The organism is Novosphingobium sp. NDB2Meth1, assembly GCF_900117425.1.
Lineage (GTDB): Bacteria > Pseudomonadota > Alphaproteobacteria > Sphingomonadales > Sphingomonadaceae > Novosphingobium.
The window spans coordinates 121,263-139,279 of record NZ_FPEH01000019.1 but is presented as its reverse complement, the minus strand read 5'-3'; the positions used below and the strand labels follow the sequence as shown (position 1 = coordinate 139,279).

Genomic DNA, 18,017 nt, shown 5'->3' with positions numbered 1-18,017 from the left:
AGGTACTCAAATGACCAAGCTTAAACTGTTCATGCAGATTGAGGGCCGCCGGTCCATCGAACTGATCGAGGTTGCCGAGGAAGCAGGGCCTGAAGCAGTCCTCGCGGCTGCGGCGGCCCTTGGCCTCGCAATCGAAGCGGCCATGGTCTTCGCCGGCGAAGACGAGCAGCCGCTGCGTATGGGCAAGCCGCTCCACCATCAGGGCGTCAAGGACAAGCACCGCGTCCATGTGCACCGCTGCAAGAAGATCGGCGTCACGCTGCATTATGCAGACACGCCCGAAGCACACCATACGTTCGCCCCCACGGCGACGGTAACCCACGTGAAGCGCTGGTATGTGCACGAGCTCAAGATGGCACCGATCGATGCCAGCGAGCACGTCCTGCAGATCACCGGAACCAACGACCGGCCGGACCCTGACGTTCAGATCGGTGCCCTGCTGACTGGCTGCTGTGAGCTTTCGTTCAGCCTGGTGCCCATCAAGCGGGTCGAGGGCTAACATGACAACGGTGCTCGCCTGCCCGGACGCGCAAGCATTCCTGGACGAGGTAGCGGAGGGTGCCTTCGAGCTCGCCGTCTACCTCGGCCGGTGGAGCATTGTCCGCATCGCCTGGCCAATTGTTGAAATCGAGGTCACTGCGGCGCCCCGATCGGGTGCTCCAAGTGCCTACGGCTTTCGGTTCGACTGCACAGGCTATCCGCAAGAACCCCCGACCGCGCAGCCTTGGCTCCCTGCCAACGGCACGGCTTTGCCCTTTGCCTTGTGGCCCGCCGGCGCTCGCCGGGTCTCGGCGGTGTTCCGCCCGGACTGGCAGAACGGGACCTGCCTGTACGCGCCATGCGACCGGATGAGCATCGCCGGTCATGCTAACTGGCGTCAGGAGCACGCTGCGCACATCTGGCGCCCCGAGAAGGGCATCCAGCAGTACCTCGAGTTCCTGCATGAGCTGCTGAACAGCCTTGACTACATGGGGGTGCGCGGTGGCTGACAAACTTGTTATCCCGCGTGCCCAATGGCTAGCTCTCATGGGCGAGCTGCGCCGCCGCGGCGGCGGGCGGACCGAGAGCGGTGCGTTCCTACTTGGCAAGCGCGAAGGCAATCGGCGCCTGTTCGAGCTGTGCGTGTTTTACGACGACTTAGATGCGAATGCTTACAGCACCGGCGTGTGTGTTCTTTATGCCGACGCCTTCGAGAGGCTTTGGGGAATCTGCCGGACTACGGGCCTTCAGGTGCTCGCCGACATCCACACCCATGGCGGCGCTGCAATCCAGAGCGAGGCCGACCGATGCAATCCGATGATCGCGCGGTCCGGTCACATGGCCCTCATCGTCGAACGCTTCGCAAGCAGTCCGGTGTGGCGACACCGCATAGGCTTATACCAATATGAGGGGGCACACGCCTGGATCAATTTGGGCGGCTGGCGCAGCCGCCGCATCCTCAAAACAGGAACATTTGCATGATGACCCAGACGATCACCGAAATAAGCCCTGATGCCTTGCATAGGGGTGTCAAGATGGCCTTAGACATCGGCGAGGCCGACAGCATCGAAGCTGCCTACGCCCTGTTCGCGAGCTATCGCATGGCGATCGGCCTAGGCACCGCTTGCGGCCAGTCACTCGCCGTCCAGGCCGCTTTGCTGACCATGGTCAACTGCGGGCGGCGAGCCTTGCTGGGCGGAGTAGAAGTGCTTGGCGATCTCAACGTCCCCTTGCTGGTCGATCTACCGGGGCTGGGCGAAACCTTGGGTGATGCAATTGTGAAGCTCGGCGGTAAGCCTCGAGTCGAACTCTCGCCGCAAACTCCGCTCGCCTGGCTCGGCGACGGGGCGCCAGCGGGCGCGCTGCAAGTCACCTTCGGCGACTGGCGCGCAGGCGTGTTCGTCGCCGGTGAGGGCAATCGGCTCGAAGAAGGCGCGAAAGACATTCCCGCAGCGGTCTTGGCTGGCGCCATTGCTGTCGCTGAAATATTCCAGCGCCTGCGGGGCAATCCGATGGCGGGAGACCGAGATGTGGGTCTGTCCCTATGGGACCCGCGCGCATACTGGCGCACCGCCTCGGGCCCCATGGAATGGGTGGCGCCGACCAAGCTTTGGGTTCTCGGGCTTGGCCACTTGGGCCAGGCCTTCCTGTGGACGCTGGGCCTGCTCCCGTTCGAGCGCCCGGCGGACGTCGAACTCACGCTTCAGGATTTCGACCGCCTGGCACTGGCGAACGACAGCACATCCATGCTGACTAGCGTCGACATGGTCGGCCGCCTCAAGACTCGCGAAGTCGCGGCATGGGCAGAAGCGCGGGGATTTCGAACACGGCTCGTCGAGCGACGCTTTAGCGGCGATATCACCTTGGCCGAGGACGACCCGCGCATCCTTTTCTGCGGCGTCGACAATGCCGAGGCAAGGGCGGCTCTGGAAGATCCCCGCTTCGATCTGGTGGTCGATGCAGGCCTTGGCGCGGGTCCGCATGAGTACCTCGCCATGCGGCTTCATACGTTCCCCGGCTTGGTCACGGCGCGCGCGCGTTGGGGTGAGGCCTCCAGCACACGCACTGCGGACGCCAAGGCGGTAGCGAAAGCGAGTGCCTATCAGGACCTAGTGGCGCGTGGCCTGGATGATTGCGGTTTGCTGGAGATCGCATCAAGGACCGTTGGCGTACCCTTTGTGGGGGTGATCGCCGCGACCCTTGCACTGATGGAGATCGTCCGCCGCTTAAATCAAGGTCCCGGCCTGGGCATACTTGACCTGACCCTTCGAGATCTCAGCGCCATGCAAGGCGTTGCGGGCCAGAGACTCAAGCGATTTAATCCCGGCTACACGACCCTGCGCTGACTTCAATAGGTGAGAAGCTGTTCATTAGTATCTGACGTTCAACTTCAGCTTACAGCAATTTCATTCCTGATTCCGGAAAGTCCATGACGTCCGAAGGCTTGAAACACCGTAACGGGGGCTAACCGTGCTCCATGAATGGCCGGTTTCGGCGTAGCCGGACATTCCCACTTGTGTCCGTGACCGGCAGGAATGTCTGACGAGGCGGCCTTTCCTTACAGGTAGAAGGCGACCAATGCCAGTCGTTCACTCAGTCCGCGCTGAACGTCCGGTCCCAACGGAAGCTGCCGTTTGAACCGGCCAAAGGCTCGCCATACTAGTCCCGCAGTTCGTCGATGGCGCGCAGGCCCAGGTCCAGCGCGAGGGCGAAGTAATCCACATCATCGCGCAACGGCTCGACGATTTGTCATCGATGCTTGCCAGCGTCGGCGCGCGCTCGAACGTTGCCGATATCTACCGCAGCAGCCGCGCCGATGTAGGCAAGAGCCCAGTCCCGCCCGATCCACGAGACCCAGAGAGAAGGCGCCCTAACAAAGTGAAAGAAGTGTTTGATCTCGATTTACAGACTTGGATCGGGCATTCTTCCGGGCGAACCGACCGAGGGATTCAAGGTCAGGGCACGGGAGTTCCGCTGACCGCAGAAGTTGCACCGCACGCTAGATATTGATCGCCGCTTGTACGGAAAACCAAGACCAGTAAATCTGCGTCGATGACGCGTTGGGGCGCCTAGCCTGAGTTGAGGTTCACTTGGCCGCTTTCCGATCGCCGATGTGAAACTCTTGGAGACTGGCGTGGGCGATGAAACTTCCGACGCATATCAAATCATTTTCGCGCGCAATGTGGATCGCGCCCACCGCGGCGAGCCTGGTACGATCCGTATCGCACCCAACAACACCGAATGGAACGACTTCGGGTTCAAGATCCGCGCGAACATGGTCATCTACCCCCGTTCGGAATTCGCCCCGCAGATGGAAGCCTTCTCCGAAGTTTATTTAGGCTTCGCGAAAGGCTCGGACGGCCCGGGCGACACGCGCGAACTCATGACCGTGCTGGACCGGGAACAAAGCGATTCGGTCTCGCCGGACAAGCTGCCCGCCTTCTTCACGATGCTGCCCACCATGCAGGCGTACCGCGAACTGGTCGCTCGGCTCGGGCCTCAGGAAACCAGAGTCGCCCTCCTTGCCGTCCACGACATGGTCGCGGCCGAGGATAGCGGAAGTGTCGTGTCCTGGTTCCGGGAAGCACAGACGAACAAGGTCTTTCTGATCGGCTTCCTGCGCTTCTCTGAGGCCTTCTTCGCGTGGAAAAACGCCGCGCCCGTGCTGATGGGCGAGGAATTCGAGGAAATCGGGCGCCTCTCGGAGCGGCTTCGAATCACGTTCCAGCTACAGGGCCGGCCCAATCCCCATGACCTCGATTTCCAGTTCGCGCTCAAGGAAGCGGTCCTGCCGAAGCGCTTCGCGGTCGTCATCGGCAAGAACGGCGTCGGCAAGAGCCAGGCGCTCAACCGGATCGCCAAAGCCGCATTGAGCGGATCATCCGAATTGACCGACGGCGACGGGCAGCGGCCGACATTCGCACGATTGCTGGCCTTTTATCCGACCGCCAGCGCGGCCAGCGTTTTTCCCAGTGAGCGACGCCGTCACGCCCGCGTCTGGTATCGCCGCTTCTCGCTCGGTAATCCCGGCCCTGGTGCCCGGCGAAACAGCACCTCCGACCTTATCGTGCAGGTCGCACGCTCAACCGAGCACATAGCGCGCTCCAGCCGAATGCGAATTTTTCTCGACGCCCTGAACGCGATCGAAGGCTATGAGGAATTGGCGCTTCAGTGCCGTCGCGAAATCGGCGGATTCATCTCGATGCAGGATCTGACCAGCGGCGGCGAAGGGGCGCAGCTCGAACGCTTCGCCACCATCGACCTTCGCAAGGAACCAGTCCGGAGAGCGGGCGAGAAGGGCTATCCGCTCAGCAGCGGCGAGCTCGCTTTCGTGCGCTTTGCGGCACTGACCAGCCTCTACATTGAGAACAGCTCGCTCCTTCTGTTTGACGAGCCTGAAACCCATCTTCACCCCAATTTCATCAGCCGATTCGTCATGCTGCTCGACAGCCTCCTCAAGCAGACCGGATCGGCCGCAATCCTGTCGACGCACTCGGTCTATTTCGTTCGGGAGGCCTTTGAGGACCAGGTAAGAATTCTTCGTTCGGACGAAGAACGGCGCATCTCGGTCATCGTCCCGCGCCTGAAGACTTTCGGCGCGGACGTGGGCGCGATCTCCTATTTTGTGTTCGGCGAGGATGAGCCGTCCCGGCTTGCGCAGCAAGTCGAAGAGCGGATTGTCGAGGATGCCGGTTCCTGGGAGCAGGTCTTCGAACAGTTCAAGGACGATATCTCGCTCGAACTCCTGGGCGAAATCCGCGAGCGCATCGAAGGGAGCGGCCCGACGCCGAGCGGTGCATGAACAAGCTCACCTTGCCGACCTTCTTCAACGATCAAGCAGCGATTCAAGCGCTGGCCAACAATCACCTGCTGAAGAGCTATCCCGCGCTGCTAACGCACCTCGAGGCGATCCAGGCCGCCTATGCGCAATATGTCGCGGTCGGCGGCGACGCGAGGGCGGTGATCCCGGTAGCACTGCCGGAGCCGGTCAAAGCGTTCCTGCGCGGCCACTATGCCTCTCCGCCCAAGGCAATCGACTATATCGACAAGATCCGCCTTGACGGCGAGGTGAAGACCTGCCCGATGTGCGGGTCCATGTCGGGCGGCACGCTCGACCATGTGCTTCCCAAGACGGACTTCGCGGCCTTCGCTGTGTTCGGGCTTAACCTCGTGCCCGCATGCAAATGCAACGGCTTGCGCAGCACTACGCTCACCGGTCCTGGGGCCGGACAGCGCATCCTCCATCCCTATTTCGATGCTATCCTTGCCGATCGCCTGCTCGCGGCGCGCTTCGATGATCTCGGACCGGTCCCGCGGGTATCCATTCGCGTGCTACTCGACCCTGCCCACCCCGCCTTCCCTGGTGTCCAGTTCCATGTCGAGAACGTCGTGGCTCGAACCCATGTTAGGGCTTGGCTCAGGGACCAGTGGATCAAGCTGGTCCGCAAGCCATCGCTCATGATCCGGGACCTCCGAACGAACCCGGCGTCGCGCGAGGCACTGGTCGCAATTTTGGAAGAGGAGCTCGCGACGCAGGACGAGACCTATGAGAGCAAGAACAGCTGGTATTCGATGTTCGCGGCGGGCTTGCTCGATACGGACGTGACTGATTGGCTGCACCTCAGGCTGTCCCAGCCCGGTCGCGCCGACAATGCCGAACTGGTTGGGGTATGAGCGACGGAGCACGCCTGCCGGTCTGCAACCCGCGGGTGGCGGAATCGGGGATTGAATGACCGCCAAGCACTTGATGATCGCGATCAACTGGTACGGGCCCTATCCCGACCTCGACGAGGCTCGCAAGCGCGCCCGGCATGACTATGTGCACGGACTCTATCTGGCGATCGGCAAGTGCAAATATGAGCGCAGGCGCGCGCTTCAATATATCGGCATCGGCAACTCGATTCACACGCGCCTGACCAGCCAGCATCACAAGCTCAGCCTTATCGTTCGCGAACGCACCTTATGGCTGGGCGAGATAGTCACCGCCGAACCATCGGGCAAACGCCTCAAAGCCACCCGCAACACGCTTGATTTCGCGGAATGGCTGCATGCGCGCTTTCTCCGCCTGCCCCTCAACGACAAGAAGACCAAGGCGCTGCCGCCTCGCAGCGTAACCGTCCTCAATCGATGGTTCGCGACCGACTATGAAACGCCCCGGCGGCGGCCGCATGCAGATTGGCCGGACCTGATCGATTTTCCCGATTATGACCTGCCGGCGCGCGCGGTCTGGTTCGGCAACCGCCAGCGCACCTTTCTCGCGCCGGATTATCTAATGCCGAAGGACGAATAGATGAACCAAGCCAATACTTGGGTGATTTTTTGGTGCTCATCAGGCTAATTATAACTGTAGGACAGAAGTCAGCGCACGGATTCCAAATAGCCAACTTCAGTTCTACCGGCGGCACCGACCTAATGCATCAACCGTCGGGAGCAGCTATCCTGCAGCGGCTTTCTAAAACCTGCCTAACAGGAGCTGGCGACTTTTCGTCATTCTACGATGACGGTCAGGCAAACCACTTAACGTCAGTCCCTGACAAGAGTTGCCGTTCGACCTATCGTTTTGGAACGGCAGCAAAGTCCAATACATCCTCATAAGTGAGCTGGGCGATACTGTGAACTAGCGACGGGCTTTGAGGAGCCATATAAAATCAATAAACGTCCAAAAGAGCTTCAACATCGGTCATTGGGGTTCTGGTGAAGTAACAACAATAGCCTGATCGCTAATGAGTGTTCTAAGGCTCGCCTTCATCGTCTTGATTTCAGCCAAGTCCACGCTCGCGGTCATCAATTGACTATTGCCGCTTTGCACCAGGTGCATGCTCTGCCAGCCGGGCTTGAGACCAAGGGCATTGTGGTGCGGGTAAAGAAGGGTCAGCTTTGGGCATTGATAAATTTGGCCGTAGGCCATCATCTGGTAGACATCGGCCTGGGAAATACCCTGTTTCGGGTCGTCAACCCGCGGAGAGATCCGCTTCCACTTGGTATCGATGATGTGAACGCATCGGGATCCCTGCTTGATCAGGATGTCCGGTTTGGTCTGGAAGACCCGCCTGCCATCATCGACTGACTCCAAACAGAACATCCGGCCGCCCTGCAGATGAACAGAGAGGGCAGTCCCGGCGAGGGCTTTGCGCATCATTCGGCCAATATACTGTTCGAACAGAGTATTCATCTCGAAGAGCAATGAGAAGCCGGCCTGGGGACCGGCTGATGTTGTCTGGAAACGATCGCCGAGAAGGAACCTCGCGAGGCCCAGAAGATCCTTCCAGCGCGCGTTGGTTCTGTCGAGCTGAACGTCCTGCCAGCGCAGAGCACTCACGGGAACGGCTGAGACATCGGCATAACTGAATGCGAGCTCGGCCAGCCTGCGCTGATTGCCGGCGGTCTGCGCAATACGACCAAGCCTGCCAACGGCAGCCTTCATGATCTGGTTCAAGGCCGCATCGGCCGATAGCTCATCATATTGGCAGGCCAGTTTGGATGGATTGACCGCCAGCGTCGTGAACTGCCGTCGGACATCGAGGCGCCCCCTTAGCGAGCGCAGGTCATCGCGACAGTGCAGATACTGACGCGGCATGCCGTGCCGAACCGCGTTGGAGAGGTTTGTGCTGAACAGTCGGATCAGGATTTCAAGCAGGCTTTGTTTCTGCCAGCCGATCTCCGCTATCGAACCGCCGTCGATTTCCATGTCGAGGGCAACGGCCAGAAGGTGGACGAGGCGCTTCCGGATCAATCCGCGCTCCAACTCGTCATCCCGATCCGCCGAACCATCGATCTTCGGCAAGATCTCCAAGGTGCAGCCTTCGGCCGCGACAATCCCCACAACCTGCCCCACGCGCATGGAATTGAGGCCCAGGGTCAGTATCCGCGACCCGTTCTCGCCGCCCAGCGGAGATTGTCGGGCCACCGCGGCCAGACGGGAAGCGGCCCAAACTGGGATCTCGTCCTCACCGTCTCCATAGGGAATTGATCCCCACTCAAGGACGGAACGCTTGATCACATCAGACCAGAGTAAGCGTCGGGCGGGAAGGACGGCCGAACCATCCAACGCCAGCGCACCGGCGCATCGCCATCTTCATCCAGGCCAGCTGGAGGCTTGAGCTCAATCCGTTCGAGGAAGCGGGTGCCTTCGCGATCACCAAGCACCATGGCGACCTTGGTCCAATCCTCAAAGAAGTACTCGGCAAGGAGCGGAATGACCCGCCGGCGCATGCGCTTGTCCAGATCCTCGCGCGTCTGACAGTCCACGAAGTAGGCGTGGCCAATCTGATGCTCGCGGTCGAACAGGTACTCGATCCGCTCGTTCAGCGTCCGCAGGACCGCCGACAAGTCGACACCTGTCCGTGTTGCTGCATCGTTGAGCACCTCGGGCTTGGGCATCATTTCGCGGAATTCAAAACGTCGGCGCAGAGCCGTGTCGAGCAGCGCGATGGAGCGATCGGCAGTGTTCATGGTGCCGATAATGTGGAGATTGGAAGGCACCCCGAATTCGTCCTCGGAATGCGGCAGGCGGACCTTGATTTCATTCGGCTGGCCAAGTCGTTTGTCAGGTTCCAGCAGAGTGATCAGTTCGCCGAACACCTTGGAGATATTCGCACGGTTGATCTCGTCGATGATCAGGACAAACTGATCAGGATGGGCAGCTGCTTTTGTCGTTGGTTGCTGGCTGTTGATGTAGCGCTCCAGCGCGGGAATGTTCAACTCCGCTGGTGTCATCTCATAGATGGTCCGCATGCTGAACTTGCGCTGGTAGATCTCGCTGACAGGTACACCCTCGCGGTCCACCCAGAGCCAGCGTACCTTGCGCCGGTGTGCATAGTCACCCTCGGGCCGGGGATGGAATTCATACTCGCCGGTAACTTCACCGATTGCTCTGAACAGGCTGTTGCCCTTCGAGACGATGATGAGGTCACCTGGCTTGACCCAGTTGCGGAATATAAATGGCATCTGCACACGCCCGGTCTGCGCGTTGAGGTCACCTTCCCGATCGCCATGTTCGCGGCAGGCCTCGATGATCGCGTCACGCGAGGCGTACTTGTCGTCGCTCCAGTCGATATCCTCAAAGCCTAAGAGTGTGTGCCCCTCCGCGATGGCCTCTTCGAAGAGGTAGGCGTCTTCGGGGTTTGCTGCCTCGCCAATCGAAGTCTTGAATACCTGCCGCCCCGCAACCCGGATTGCACCCGGACCTTCGGAACTTGAGATGCTTGTTTCGGCGCGGCGAGCAATCCTGCGGAAGATGCCAGGGAATGTTTCGAGCCGGAAGCCACCAGTGGTATCCTCGCTATCCGCGCCTGTGACCGGCTGCTTTCCTTCGACGAAGTCCTCATAGCTCATGGACTGGTGGAAAGTGACGAATTCGATCCGCTTGGCGTCCGTCAACCTGCGATAGACGGCCATCAACTCGTCACGATCGTCGGGAACCTCTTCCCCGCAGAGCTTCACGGCTTCGGCCGCTGTCGCATAGGTCTTGCCGGTCCCGGGCGGCCCGTAGAGGATGAGGTTGGTCGGCTTCGACGGCGGTGAGACTTTGCGATCTTGCGGTTCAGCCACATCAGTCCCCTTTACGGTCACGATCTCGAACCCGAGTCGTTGCAGGATGCCGTTCGCGGCTTGCTCGCCGAATCCTCCATAGAACTCCTTGGCGCTCTGGGGCTTTCCGTCTGGCAAGAAGCCATAGGCAGCACCGACAGTTGCCTTGGCTGGATAGAGCATCCCACCTGATTCACGCCGCACCCAATAGTCACGCGGCTTGCCGAACTGATACTTGGCGAGGAAGGCCTCGACCCCGATTTGCTCGCACTCGTCCATCGACCGCTCGACGGCCTCGCGCGTCAATCCATCTTTCGTCTCAGATTCCTCTGCCTCGGACAGGGCGACCCATATGAAACCCTGAACGTCCCGGAGGTTGGAAGGCTTCCAACCCCATTCCCCCAGCATACTGCGCATGCGATGAAGGAGGCCTTGAAATTCCTCGAAATCCTGCAGCTCGAAGCGCGACGACCGAAACAGTCGACGACCAAAAAGGAGCTTGCCGAGCTTGTCGAATGTGCGAGCCTTAAACCAGCAGGCACTGTTAGGATTTCGCGTCCCAAAGATCGAGATCGTGATGCAGAGGACTTCACCACGCTTCAATGCCGTGATGCCCTCTTCATGCAGGGCCTCGAGCGCGCGCGCACACTCTTCAAGTTCGGCGTGATCGTCTGCCTCTAGCTGGGCCAGCTTGGCAACCGTCTCGTAGAAGCGCGTTTGCGCTTCAGGAATTGCCTTAGCTACTTCGCCTGGTGTTCGCCAACCGAGCGGTCGTCCTTGGCCTGTGCTTTGCGACAGCGCCTTGTAAACATTACGGCCGTTTACCTCTAACGGCTCATTGGCTGCTGGCGAACCAGCTAATGGCAGGGCTTGAAGCACCTCAGCCGCTGCAGCGCGCTTGTAAGCTGTTTCCTGCTCAAAGAATTCGCCCTCTTCGATCTCGAAATCTTCAAAATCCGGGATCTTGGCGAGGAACGCTTTTCTCAGCTGGTCCATGCCTTCCGCAAAACGCTCGTCCTCGTCCTCGTCTTCGCCATCTCGCCACTCAAGGCTCCTCCCATAGTCGGCAAGCCAAGTGCCCCACTTAGCCAGTCGGTTCTTGGGGTTTTCCGATACCGGCATCAGGATCCGATAGGATTCTCCGCCAGAAATTGCATCGGCACGAATGGTGCGCAGCTTCTCGCGAAGGGCTGCAAAGCGATCAGCCGCAAATGCTTCATCCAGGTCGGCGTAGGGAAAGCCGAGGACTGAAAGGCTGCTCTCGATCTTTTTGACCGCATTGATGCGAGTGTCCTGTGCGTCCTTCGCCTTTGCGCCCTTCCAATTGAGATACTGGCGAAAGACCGCGTCATCCATCGGTCGGTTCCTTCATCATCATGCCGCATACCGCCCATCTCCGAGACGGCGGGCCATGCCGATGCCGGCGAGGGCGTCGAGGACCGGGCGGACGGTAGCGGCGCGTTTGCCTTTGAAGGCGCGGGCGATGTCTTGAGGGGCGAGAGGGGTGGAGGCGGCGGAAAGGATCGACTGCACGGCGCTGACCTGTTCGGGCAGGGTGCCAGGCCAAGGAATGATGTTATCGGGCAGCACGGCGGAGGTCTCGCCCAGATCGAGGGTCTGGGTGATGGGGGCTGCGTAGTCCGGTGCCTGGAATTCTGGACGCAGCCAGCGGATCAGGCCTTTGGCTTCTTCGGCAGCGCGTTCCTTGTTGAGCGCGACGAGGCGTGTGAGGATCTCCTCGTCGGAGAGGTCGGCCGGCCAGCCATAGGCCTCGGCTACAAGCACATCGATGTCATCGTGGTGCTGGCGGATCAGCGTGACGAGCCCGCGATCATGGATATCGCGTTCGACCTCGGTCAGCGCGCGGCCTTCCCTCAGAGCTTCAAGCACGTTGTAGAGGCGGGTGAGCGTGAGATCCTCGTGATCGGCCAGCACGCGTTTGCGCAAGGCATCCAGCGCTTCGGCTTCGGCGCGAATCTTGTCCTTGAGCGTTTCAGGTACATCAGCTGGGAATGGGAAGGGATCGAAGCAGCGGGATTTGTTATAGCGAGGATCATCGCCCATTCCCATGCGACCGCCAGAGGTGATTGCCCATGGCACATGGAAGCGGCTCGACAATACGCCGAGCAAATAGGCATCATCCAGCGCGATGCAGACCAACATGTTGTCAGGCACAATCGACTTGGGCAGAAACTGGAAGACCCGGTGCTTCGCAGTTTCAATGGTCGCGATGTATCGGGTCACGCTACGCAAGGCCTTGCGCAACTCGGAACGCTGCTCGCCGAAGAGCCACCAGTTTTCCCGATAGCTGGCGCGATTGTTCGTATCTCGATGCGGCTTCACCGTCGCAAGTACGTGCTGATAGACTGCCGGATAGGTCATCCGCACGTCTGCTTCGCTTAGCCCATACAGGTCAATCAGCATGACGCCCCGTGGACGTGAGGCCAAATCACGGCCATTCCGATAGTCGAAGATAACTTCGGCTCCATCGTCGATGCCGGTCCGGATTTGGCCTCCGCCCGCTACTCCAGGTGCGTTCCGCAACTGCGCCGCCTGCTCTGTCGTGACGATGAAGCCATCACCATGCAGCTTCACACCAGGGGAACAAACGCCATCATTTGCCTTCAACGCAACCGTGGCGGTCACATCGGCACCAATGCGCAAATCGCTGCTGATCTGCCCGACCCTCTCGGTGTAAACGAGATGCTCTGGAGCTTGGCTCTCATCAGCCACCGACCAGTGTTGTCCAACGGTTTTACCCGACCCCACCACCGTCATGGCGATACGGACTGCCGCGCCGTCTTTTTCGTCCACCCAAGGATGGTTGGGTATGGCGAACAGCAGGCTCCCGCGGTCCTTGGCATCCAGATGCTTTGCAATCACCCGGCGGCTGAACACCTGCGTGATCGAATTGGTTGTGACAAAGCCGAACCTGCGCGTGCCGCCCTTGCGCACCGCAGTCGCGGCCTTGTCCCACCAATGCATTACAAAATCGGCGCTTTCGGGCACATCGGTAGTGGCAAACAGGGCATCGAAATAGCCATCGCCCAGCCTTTCGCGGACATCCTTGCCGCCAATGAACGGCGGGTTCCCGACGATGAAATCCGCCGTGGGCCACTTCGCCGCGCGCGGTTTCACATAGCGGTAGACTTCGGCCCGCGCGTCGTCATCCGGCACCTTACGACCCGTCACCGGATGAAGCTTCATCGTCTCCCCATCCCAGCGTGTGACAGGCTTTCCTTCCTCGTCGAGCTCCAGGACCTTGTCGTCGTAATCGATCAACGCATCGCGGTTTTCGATGGTACGGATATTTTTGAGGATCGGCTCGGGCGGGGAGCGATTGGGGCCATTCACGCGGAAGTGCCATTGCAGATATCCGATCCACAGCACCAGCTGCGCGATGGCCGCAGCGCGTGGGTTGATCTCGATGCCGAGGAAGTTTTCCGGCGTGATCGTGTGGCCGGTCAGCTCAGCAAGATATTGGGCGTCGCCCAGTTCCTCGAGCAGGTCGAGCACTTCGCCTTCCAGCTCCTTCATCCGCGCCATGGCGACATAAAGAAAATTGCCGGTACCGCAGGCAGGATCGAGCACCTTGGTCTGCGCCAGACGGGCATGGAAAGCCTCGACAAAGGCCTTGGCCTCGCTTGCCTTGCCTTCCTCGATCAGGGTCGCGGCAGCGCCGCGCACCCCATCCCAATCGGCGCGTAGCGGCTCCATGATCGTCGGGCCGATCAGCCGCTCGACATAGGCGCGCGGGGTGTAGTGCGCGCCCAGCTTGGCGCGCTCTTTCGGGTTCAGCGCGCGCTCCAACAGCGTACCGAAGATGGCGGGCTCGACCTCGGTCCAGTCCTTCTCGGCAGCCTCGATAAGCGCTTGCAGCTCGTCGTCATCGAGCACCGGTGCATCCGTGGACTTGAACAGATACCCGTTGAAGCGCTTCACCTGCGTGCGCAGCGCGGGGGCGAACTCGCCCTTGTCCATCGCCTTCCACAGCGCGGCCAGTGAATGGTGGAGCATCCCCGCATTACCGATGTGCTCGCGCAGCAGGGTCTTGAAGCTGTCTTCCGGCAGCAGAACCTTGGTGTCTTCCGCGAACATCGTGAACAGCACGCGCATGAGGAAGCCGCTGACGCTCTCCGCGTTGTATCCGCGCGCCTCGAGCCGCTTCGATACCGTGGCAAGGAGATCGGCGATCTCGCGTGTGACCTTGGCTGACTGGATGGCGGGGTCGAGCGTCTTGGGCTCAGTCCAGATGGCGCGGAGGCGGTCGCGCACGTCCTCGTCTGCCAGATCCTCCAGCATGATCCGGTAGCGCGCTCGATCCGGGAACTGGGCATAGGCCTTCCCGGTGCCGGTGAAATCGGCATAGACCTCGATGCAATAGCCGATGTCTGCCACCAGCAGAAACGGCGGCCAGCCATGATCGGCGGGGAGGGCCTTGGCATAGCGTTCGGCCTGGCCCTTGGCCTGCACCATCGCCTTGGCCCAGCCCGGGGTGCCCCGCCGCGCTGTGCCGCGCTTGACTCGCGCGCTCGCGGTCTGGCCGAACAGGTCGAGGTCGTCTTCGCCTTTGGCTGCCGCCGCCCGATCGCCCTCGCTGCCTTGCTTGGCCTCAAGAATGAAGCAGCGGCGTTTGTAGCAGTCGATCCGGCCGAAGCTCTGCGTGCCGTCGCCGTTATCCTGGAACACGCGGCGTTCGAATACATAGTCGTTGTGCTTGTCGTCGGTACGGCTCCCGGCAGGAGCATCGACGCCGAGCAGGTGGCACAGACCGTTGATGAAGCTCTGCGTGTTGGCGAGTTCGCTACCGCCGGTTTCACGCCAATGCGCGATGAATGCATCAATGTCGGCGGGGTCTCTCATGCATCGCTAGTTAAGCACAGGGGCGGTGAACGGGCAACAAAGCGGATTGGGCCTGCGCGAGGTGAACTTGCTCGAATTTCGCATTAAAGATCGAACGGTTAGTTTCTGATTCTCGGCGCTTTGTCGCCGATCATTGGTAATTGGCTTTGATTTTTGTTTATGTTATGTTCCGCAGGAAGGATCAGCGGAGTTAGTGTGATGAGCCAAATGGATGAACGCTCCGAGGGCATTGCAAAGAACAAGTGGGAAGGGCTGGCAGAGCTGGATAAGGCCTTGGCTGAGAACAGGTTGACCGAGTACCGGATCAAGAAGGCTTGGGCTGATCCGATCAATCGCGTTGTGACCATTGCCGTTTGCCTGATCCTGGCTGTCTACGTCGGGTACGTGGTGCTTGCAGACTTCATCCTTTGAAGGCTTTATTCGGGCCATTCGTTCACGCGCATGGCTCGGTCCGCACTTACTCCTGTAGCATCTTTGGTCAGGGCTTCGAGCGAACTGCGTTGGGTCTCAATTGTGCGTCGACCCCGCATCTGCACCTGTTCCACGCTCGAATGGATCCCCTCGACATTTGGTAGGCGCGATTGCCTACCGCTGGCCTTGCTCGCCGAGACCTGACGGACGCCTCGAGTGTCCGGCTGTGCCAGTGGCGGAGCTGAAGGGAGGGCTAGGTCGCCGGAAACATCGTCGCGCAGTTTATCCGCATAGCTCTCGATGAACTTTGACTGCATTGCCTGCCCTGCTGGACTTAGCTGAAAAGCTGTGTCGTCGAAGCGGGCACTTCCATAAAAATCACGATTGCGATCCAGCTCTGCAAGACCCCACTCGCGATATGCCTGACTGAGGTTCAGATTACCTGCGGCGCTATGGCCAGCGAAGTACGAAGCCTGGCGCTCTAGCCGGTGCGCTGTCTCTTCTGCCCGCCGAGCCTCTTGGGAGTTGGCGCGACTTTCCGTGATACTGGAATTCAGCCCGCCGGCACTCGAGGAGACCGATGAGCTTCCGGATGTGCTGATGGTGCGGAGGAAGCCATCGCGGGTGCTAGACCAGTTCTTGCTGTCGGACATCTGCTTGAGGCTACCGAGGATGCGGGAGCGATCTTCGGATGCAATCGCGGTGTCGCTGGTCGTCCAGGACTGATTTCGGCCACCCCGCGCTCCGCCCCCTACTTTTGCGGTTCCGAAGTTGCTGCCGAGGCCAGCTGATGCTTCGCCGTTCAAGAACCAGGCAATCGACATGTCATCCGCTGCTCGCCGTGACAGACCAAACTGCCGCTGTAGACTGGCCGACGCCTGATCCACTTCGCTGTAGGCGGTCTGGATGCTGTCCGAGGTCGTGTTGCCTTGCGCGGTTTCGCTGCCATGCGAGGAACTGAACTGGTTGCGCAGCTCCCGGAACCGGCTGATGGCATTGGACGTAGACTGGCTGGCGACATTGGCAAGGGTCTCACTGCGGCTCCTAGCTTCGGATGCCATCATAGCCAGACGCGAGGAGAACTCCGCCCCAAGTGTCGGTGTGAAGGGGTAGCTCGAGTTCGGGACTTGGTCATAGGCCGCGTCAGGGAACCAGGACGTGGTAGCGCCGCTTTCGCTGATCGTGCGGGTCTGCGGCGCGCCATAGGCAAAGCTCGGCGCGATCGTCCCTTGCGCAAACTGGCGCGTGAACACGGTCGAATTGTCGATGCTGGAGTTGCCGAGCGAGACATTGCCGGTGCTGGCTTCGCGTGCAGCTTCCTCGGCGGCGTTCTGGCTGGGGTTGAGGTAGGAGGTTGCCTGCGATGATATCGCCATCGCGCCCTTGGCGACGCCGCCGGCCAGGAACGGCACCGAGGCAATCAGATAGCCTGCCAGCAGGCTGATATCGGCATTGACGTCGGCCATGCCGGTGAAGGTTGCAAGGCTGAGCCCCGCCCCATTTGCGACAGCGGCCATATCGGAGGCGCCCTTGGTCATCAGGATCATGTGGAGGATGACAAAGAGCGGCCCCCAGGCCGCGAGATAGAAGAAGCCTGTAAGGTAACCCTTGAGCGCGGTCGGCCCCGTGCGGGGGAGCAGAAACAGCGGAAACAGCACCGGGAACAGCGCATAGAATAGCACGGTCAGCACGATGCCGAGCAGCGGCACCCATTTCATGGCGTTGTTGGCGATCGAGCCGTAGGTGCGCTCGGTCTGGATATCGGCGCGGGTCTGGGCATAGACGTCAATGCTCGAGGCCCCGCTGTTCCCCGCAAAGCCGTGCATCGCCTGCGCCATCGCGTTGATCGTCAGCGTCTGCTTGAAGATCTGAGAGGCATTGGCCGAGACGCCGGAGAGATATTGGAAGGCGACGGGCAGATCAGCCAGCAGCTTGGCCTTGGCGAGCGATGCGGTCTGGTTCGGATAGAGCTGCCGGCCAAACGCCGTGGTAATGGCGGTGATCAGGCCGGTCCACTGACCGTTCAGCGCGGTGTAGGCCTCCCGGCAGGTGAGGATGGTCGCTGTGACTTTGCCGCTCGCTGCATCGCGGGTGAGAAACCGCTGCGCACGCGCCGGGCTGCCGGGGCCAATCGTCGTCCAGATGTCGCTGCTGTTCGCAAGCGTCTGCATCGATACCCGGCCCAGCAGAACATCGTAGAACACGCATTGCCGGAAATGCTCATCGAGATTGGCAGCGAACTCGGGATCGGAGATGCGCAGGCCCCGCGTCGCCTCGAACAGGCGCGCACCGTAGACCATCCCATTCTTCGAGTAATTGAGCTGGGGCGGAAGCGCGAAGACCACCTCGGCCGAGCCGGTGAGGTAGTCACCGACCTGGCTCGTGAAACTCGCCATCAGCGCAAGGCCCAGCGGGACATTGCTCACATTGGCCGGCGCAAGGCTGGGGTTGATGCGGTCGGTGACGTGGACGTCGAGCCGCGGCACCATAAGGCAGGAATACATAAGCGTCGCGCCAAGGAACCAGTTGATCCACGCGCGCCAGTTCTGCCCGAAAGCGAGCGTGAGCGCCGAGAGCCCGAGCCCCATGACCATCACGACCTGCAGCAGACCCTTGTAGCCGCCATTGCCGGTCCAGGCAGCCACCGCCCGGAACACCGCGACGAGGTAGTCGCCGCCGCCGATCGTGAAGACTTCGACCATTTCGGTGGTCCCTTGCTGGCTTTATGAGCTGAC

The 18,017-nt window shown here is 60.6% G+C and carries 12 protein-coding genes; 8 read left to right on the top strand and 4 right to left on the bottom strand.

Annotation, left to right across the window (positions count from 1 at the left end; translation table 11 throughout):
- Positions 1–10: 10 nt before the first annotated feature.
- The 7 genes from NDB2M1_RS15350 (at position 11) to NDB2M1_RS15320 (ending at position 6,769) form a co-directional block, all read left to right on the top strand.
- Complete coding sequence (locus NDB2M1_RS15350) at positions 11–499, top strand: hypothetical protein (protein ID WP_072383695.1); 489 nt, start codon at positions 11–13, stop codon at positions 497–499.
- Between the two features lies 1 nt (position 500).
- Positions 501–989 (top strand): DUF7665 family protein, encoded by a 489-nt coding sequence (locus NDB2M1_RS15345; RefSeq protein WP_072383693.1) that lies wholly within the window; start codon positions 501–503, stop codon positions 987–989.
- A gap of 37 nt (positions 990–1,026) precedes the next feature.
- Positions 1,027–1,461 (top strand): MPN domain-containing protein, encoded by a 435-nt coding sequence (locus NDB2M1_RS15340; RefSeq protein ID WP_072383691.1) that lies wholly within the window; start codon positions 1,027–1,029, stop codon positions 1,459–1,461.
- A complete protein-coding gene (locus NDB2M1_RS15335; RefSeq protein ID WP_072383689.1) occupies positions 1,458–2,825 on the top strand; it encodes a ubiquitin-activating E1 family protein in 1,368 nt (455 codons plus the stop codon). The genes NDB2M1_RS15340 and NDB2M1_RS15335 overlap by 4 nt, the downstream gene beginning before the upstream one ends.
- 788 nt (positions 2,826–3,613) lie before the next feature.
- A complete protein-coding gene (locus NDB2M1_RS15330) occupies positions 3,614–5,281 on the top strand; it encodes an AAA family ATPase (RefSeq protein ID WP_083554894.1) in 1,668 nt (555 codons plus the stop codon).
- Complete coding sequence (locus NDB2M1_RS15325; protein WP_072383685.1) at positions 5,278–6,153, top strand: hypothetical protein; 876 nt, start codon at positions 5,278–5,280, stop codon at positions 6,151–6,153. Before NDB2M1_RS15330 ends, NDB2M1_RS15325 begins: the two co-directional genes overlap by 4 nt.
- A gap of 55 nt (positions 6,154–6,208) precedes the next feature.
- On the top strand, positions 6,209–6,769 hold the full coding sequence (locus tag NDB2M1_RS15320; protein WP_072383683.1) for a hypothetical protein: 561 nt from the start codon (positions 6,209–6,211) through the stop codon (positions 6,767–6,769).
- Between the two features lie 390 nt (positions 6,770–7,159).
- On the opposite strand, the gene NDB2M1_RS15315 is transcribed toward NDB2M1_RS15320, so the two are convergent.
- The 3 genes from NDB2M1_RS15315 to NDB2M1_RS15305 are packed head-to-tail and all read right to left on the bottom strand — an operon-like array spanning position 7,160 to position 14,871.
- The gene (locus tag NDB2M1_RS15315) at positions 7,160–8,479 is read right to left on the bottom strand and encodes an McrC family protein (protein WP_072383681.1); all 1,320 of its coding nucleotides are present in this window, start codon (positions 8,477–8,479) and stop codon (positions 7,160–7,162) included.
- The gene (locus tag NDB2M1_RS15310; RefSeq protein ID WP_216234029.1) at positions 8,476–11,364 is read right to left on the bottom strand and encodes a ScoMcrA-related endonuclease; all 2,889 of its coding nucleotides are present in this window, start codon (positions 11,362–11,364) and stop codon (positions 8,476–8,478) included. The genes NDB2M1_RS15315 and NDB2M1_RS15310 overlap by 4 nt, the downstream gene beginning before the upstream one ends.
- A gap of 18 nt (positions 11,365–11,382) precedes the next feature.
- Positions 11,383–14,871, bottom strand: a complete 3,489-nt coding sequence (locus NDB2M1_RS15305) for a class I SAM-dependent DNA methyltransferase (protein WP_072383679.1) — start codon at positions 14,869–14,871, stop codon at positions 11,383–11,385.
- Between the two features lie 198 nt (positions 14,872–15,069).
- Between NDB2M1_RS15305 and NDB2M1_RS15300 the strand changes: the two genes are divergently transcribed.
- On the top strand, positions 15,070–15,282 hold the full coding sequence (locus NDB2M1_RS15300) for a hypothetical protein (RefSeq protein ID WP_072383751.1): 213 nt from the start codon (positions 15,070–15,072) through the stop codon (positions 15,280–15,282).
- A 5-nt stretch (positions 15,283–15,287) separates the two neighbouring features.
- On the opposite strand, the gene NDB2M1_RS15295 is transcribed toward NDB2M1_RS15300, so the two are convergent.
- Positions 15,288–17,984 carry a conjugal transfer protein TraG N-terminal domain-containing protein gene (locus NDB2M1_RS15295; protein WP_072383677.1) on the bottom strand — a complete coding sequence of 899 codons (2,697 nt, stop codon included), beginning with the start codon at positions 17,982–17,984 and terminating at the stop codon, positions 15,288–15,290.
- Positions 17,985–18,017 lie beyond the last annotated feature (33 nt).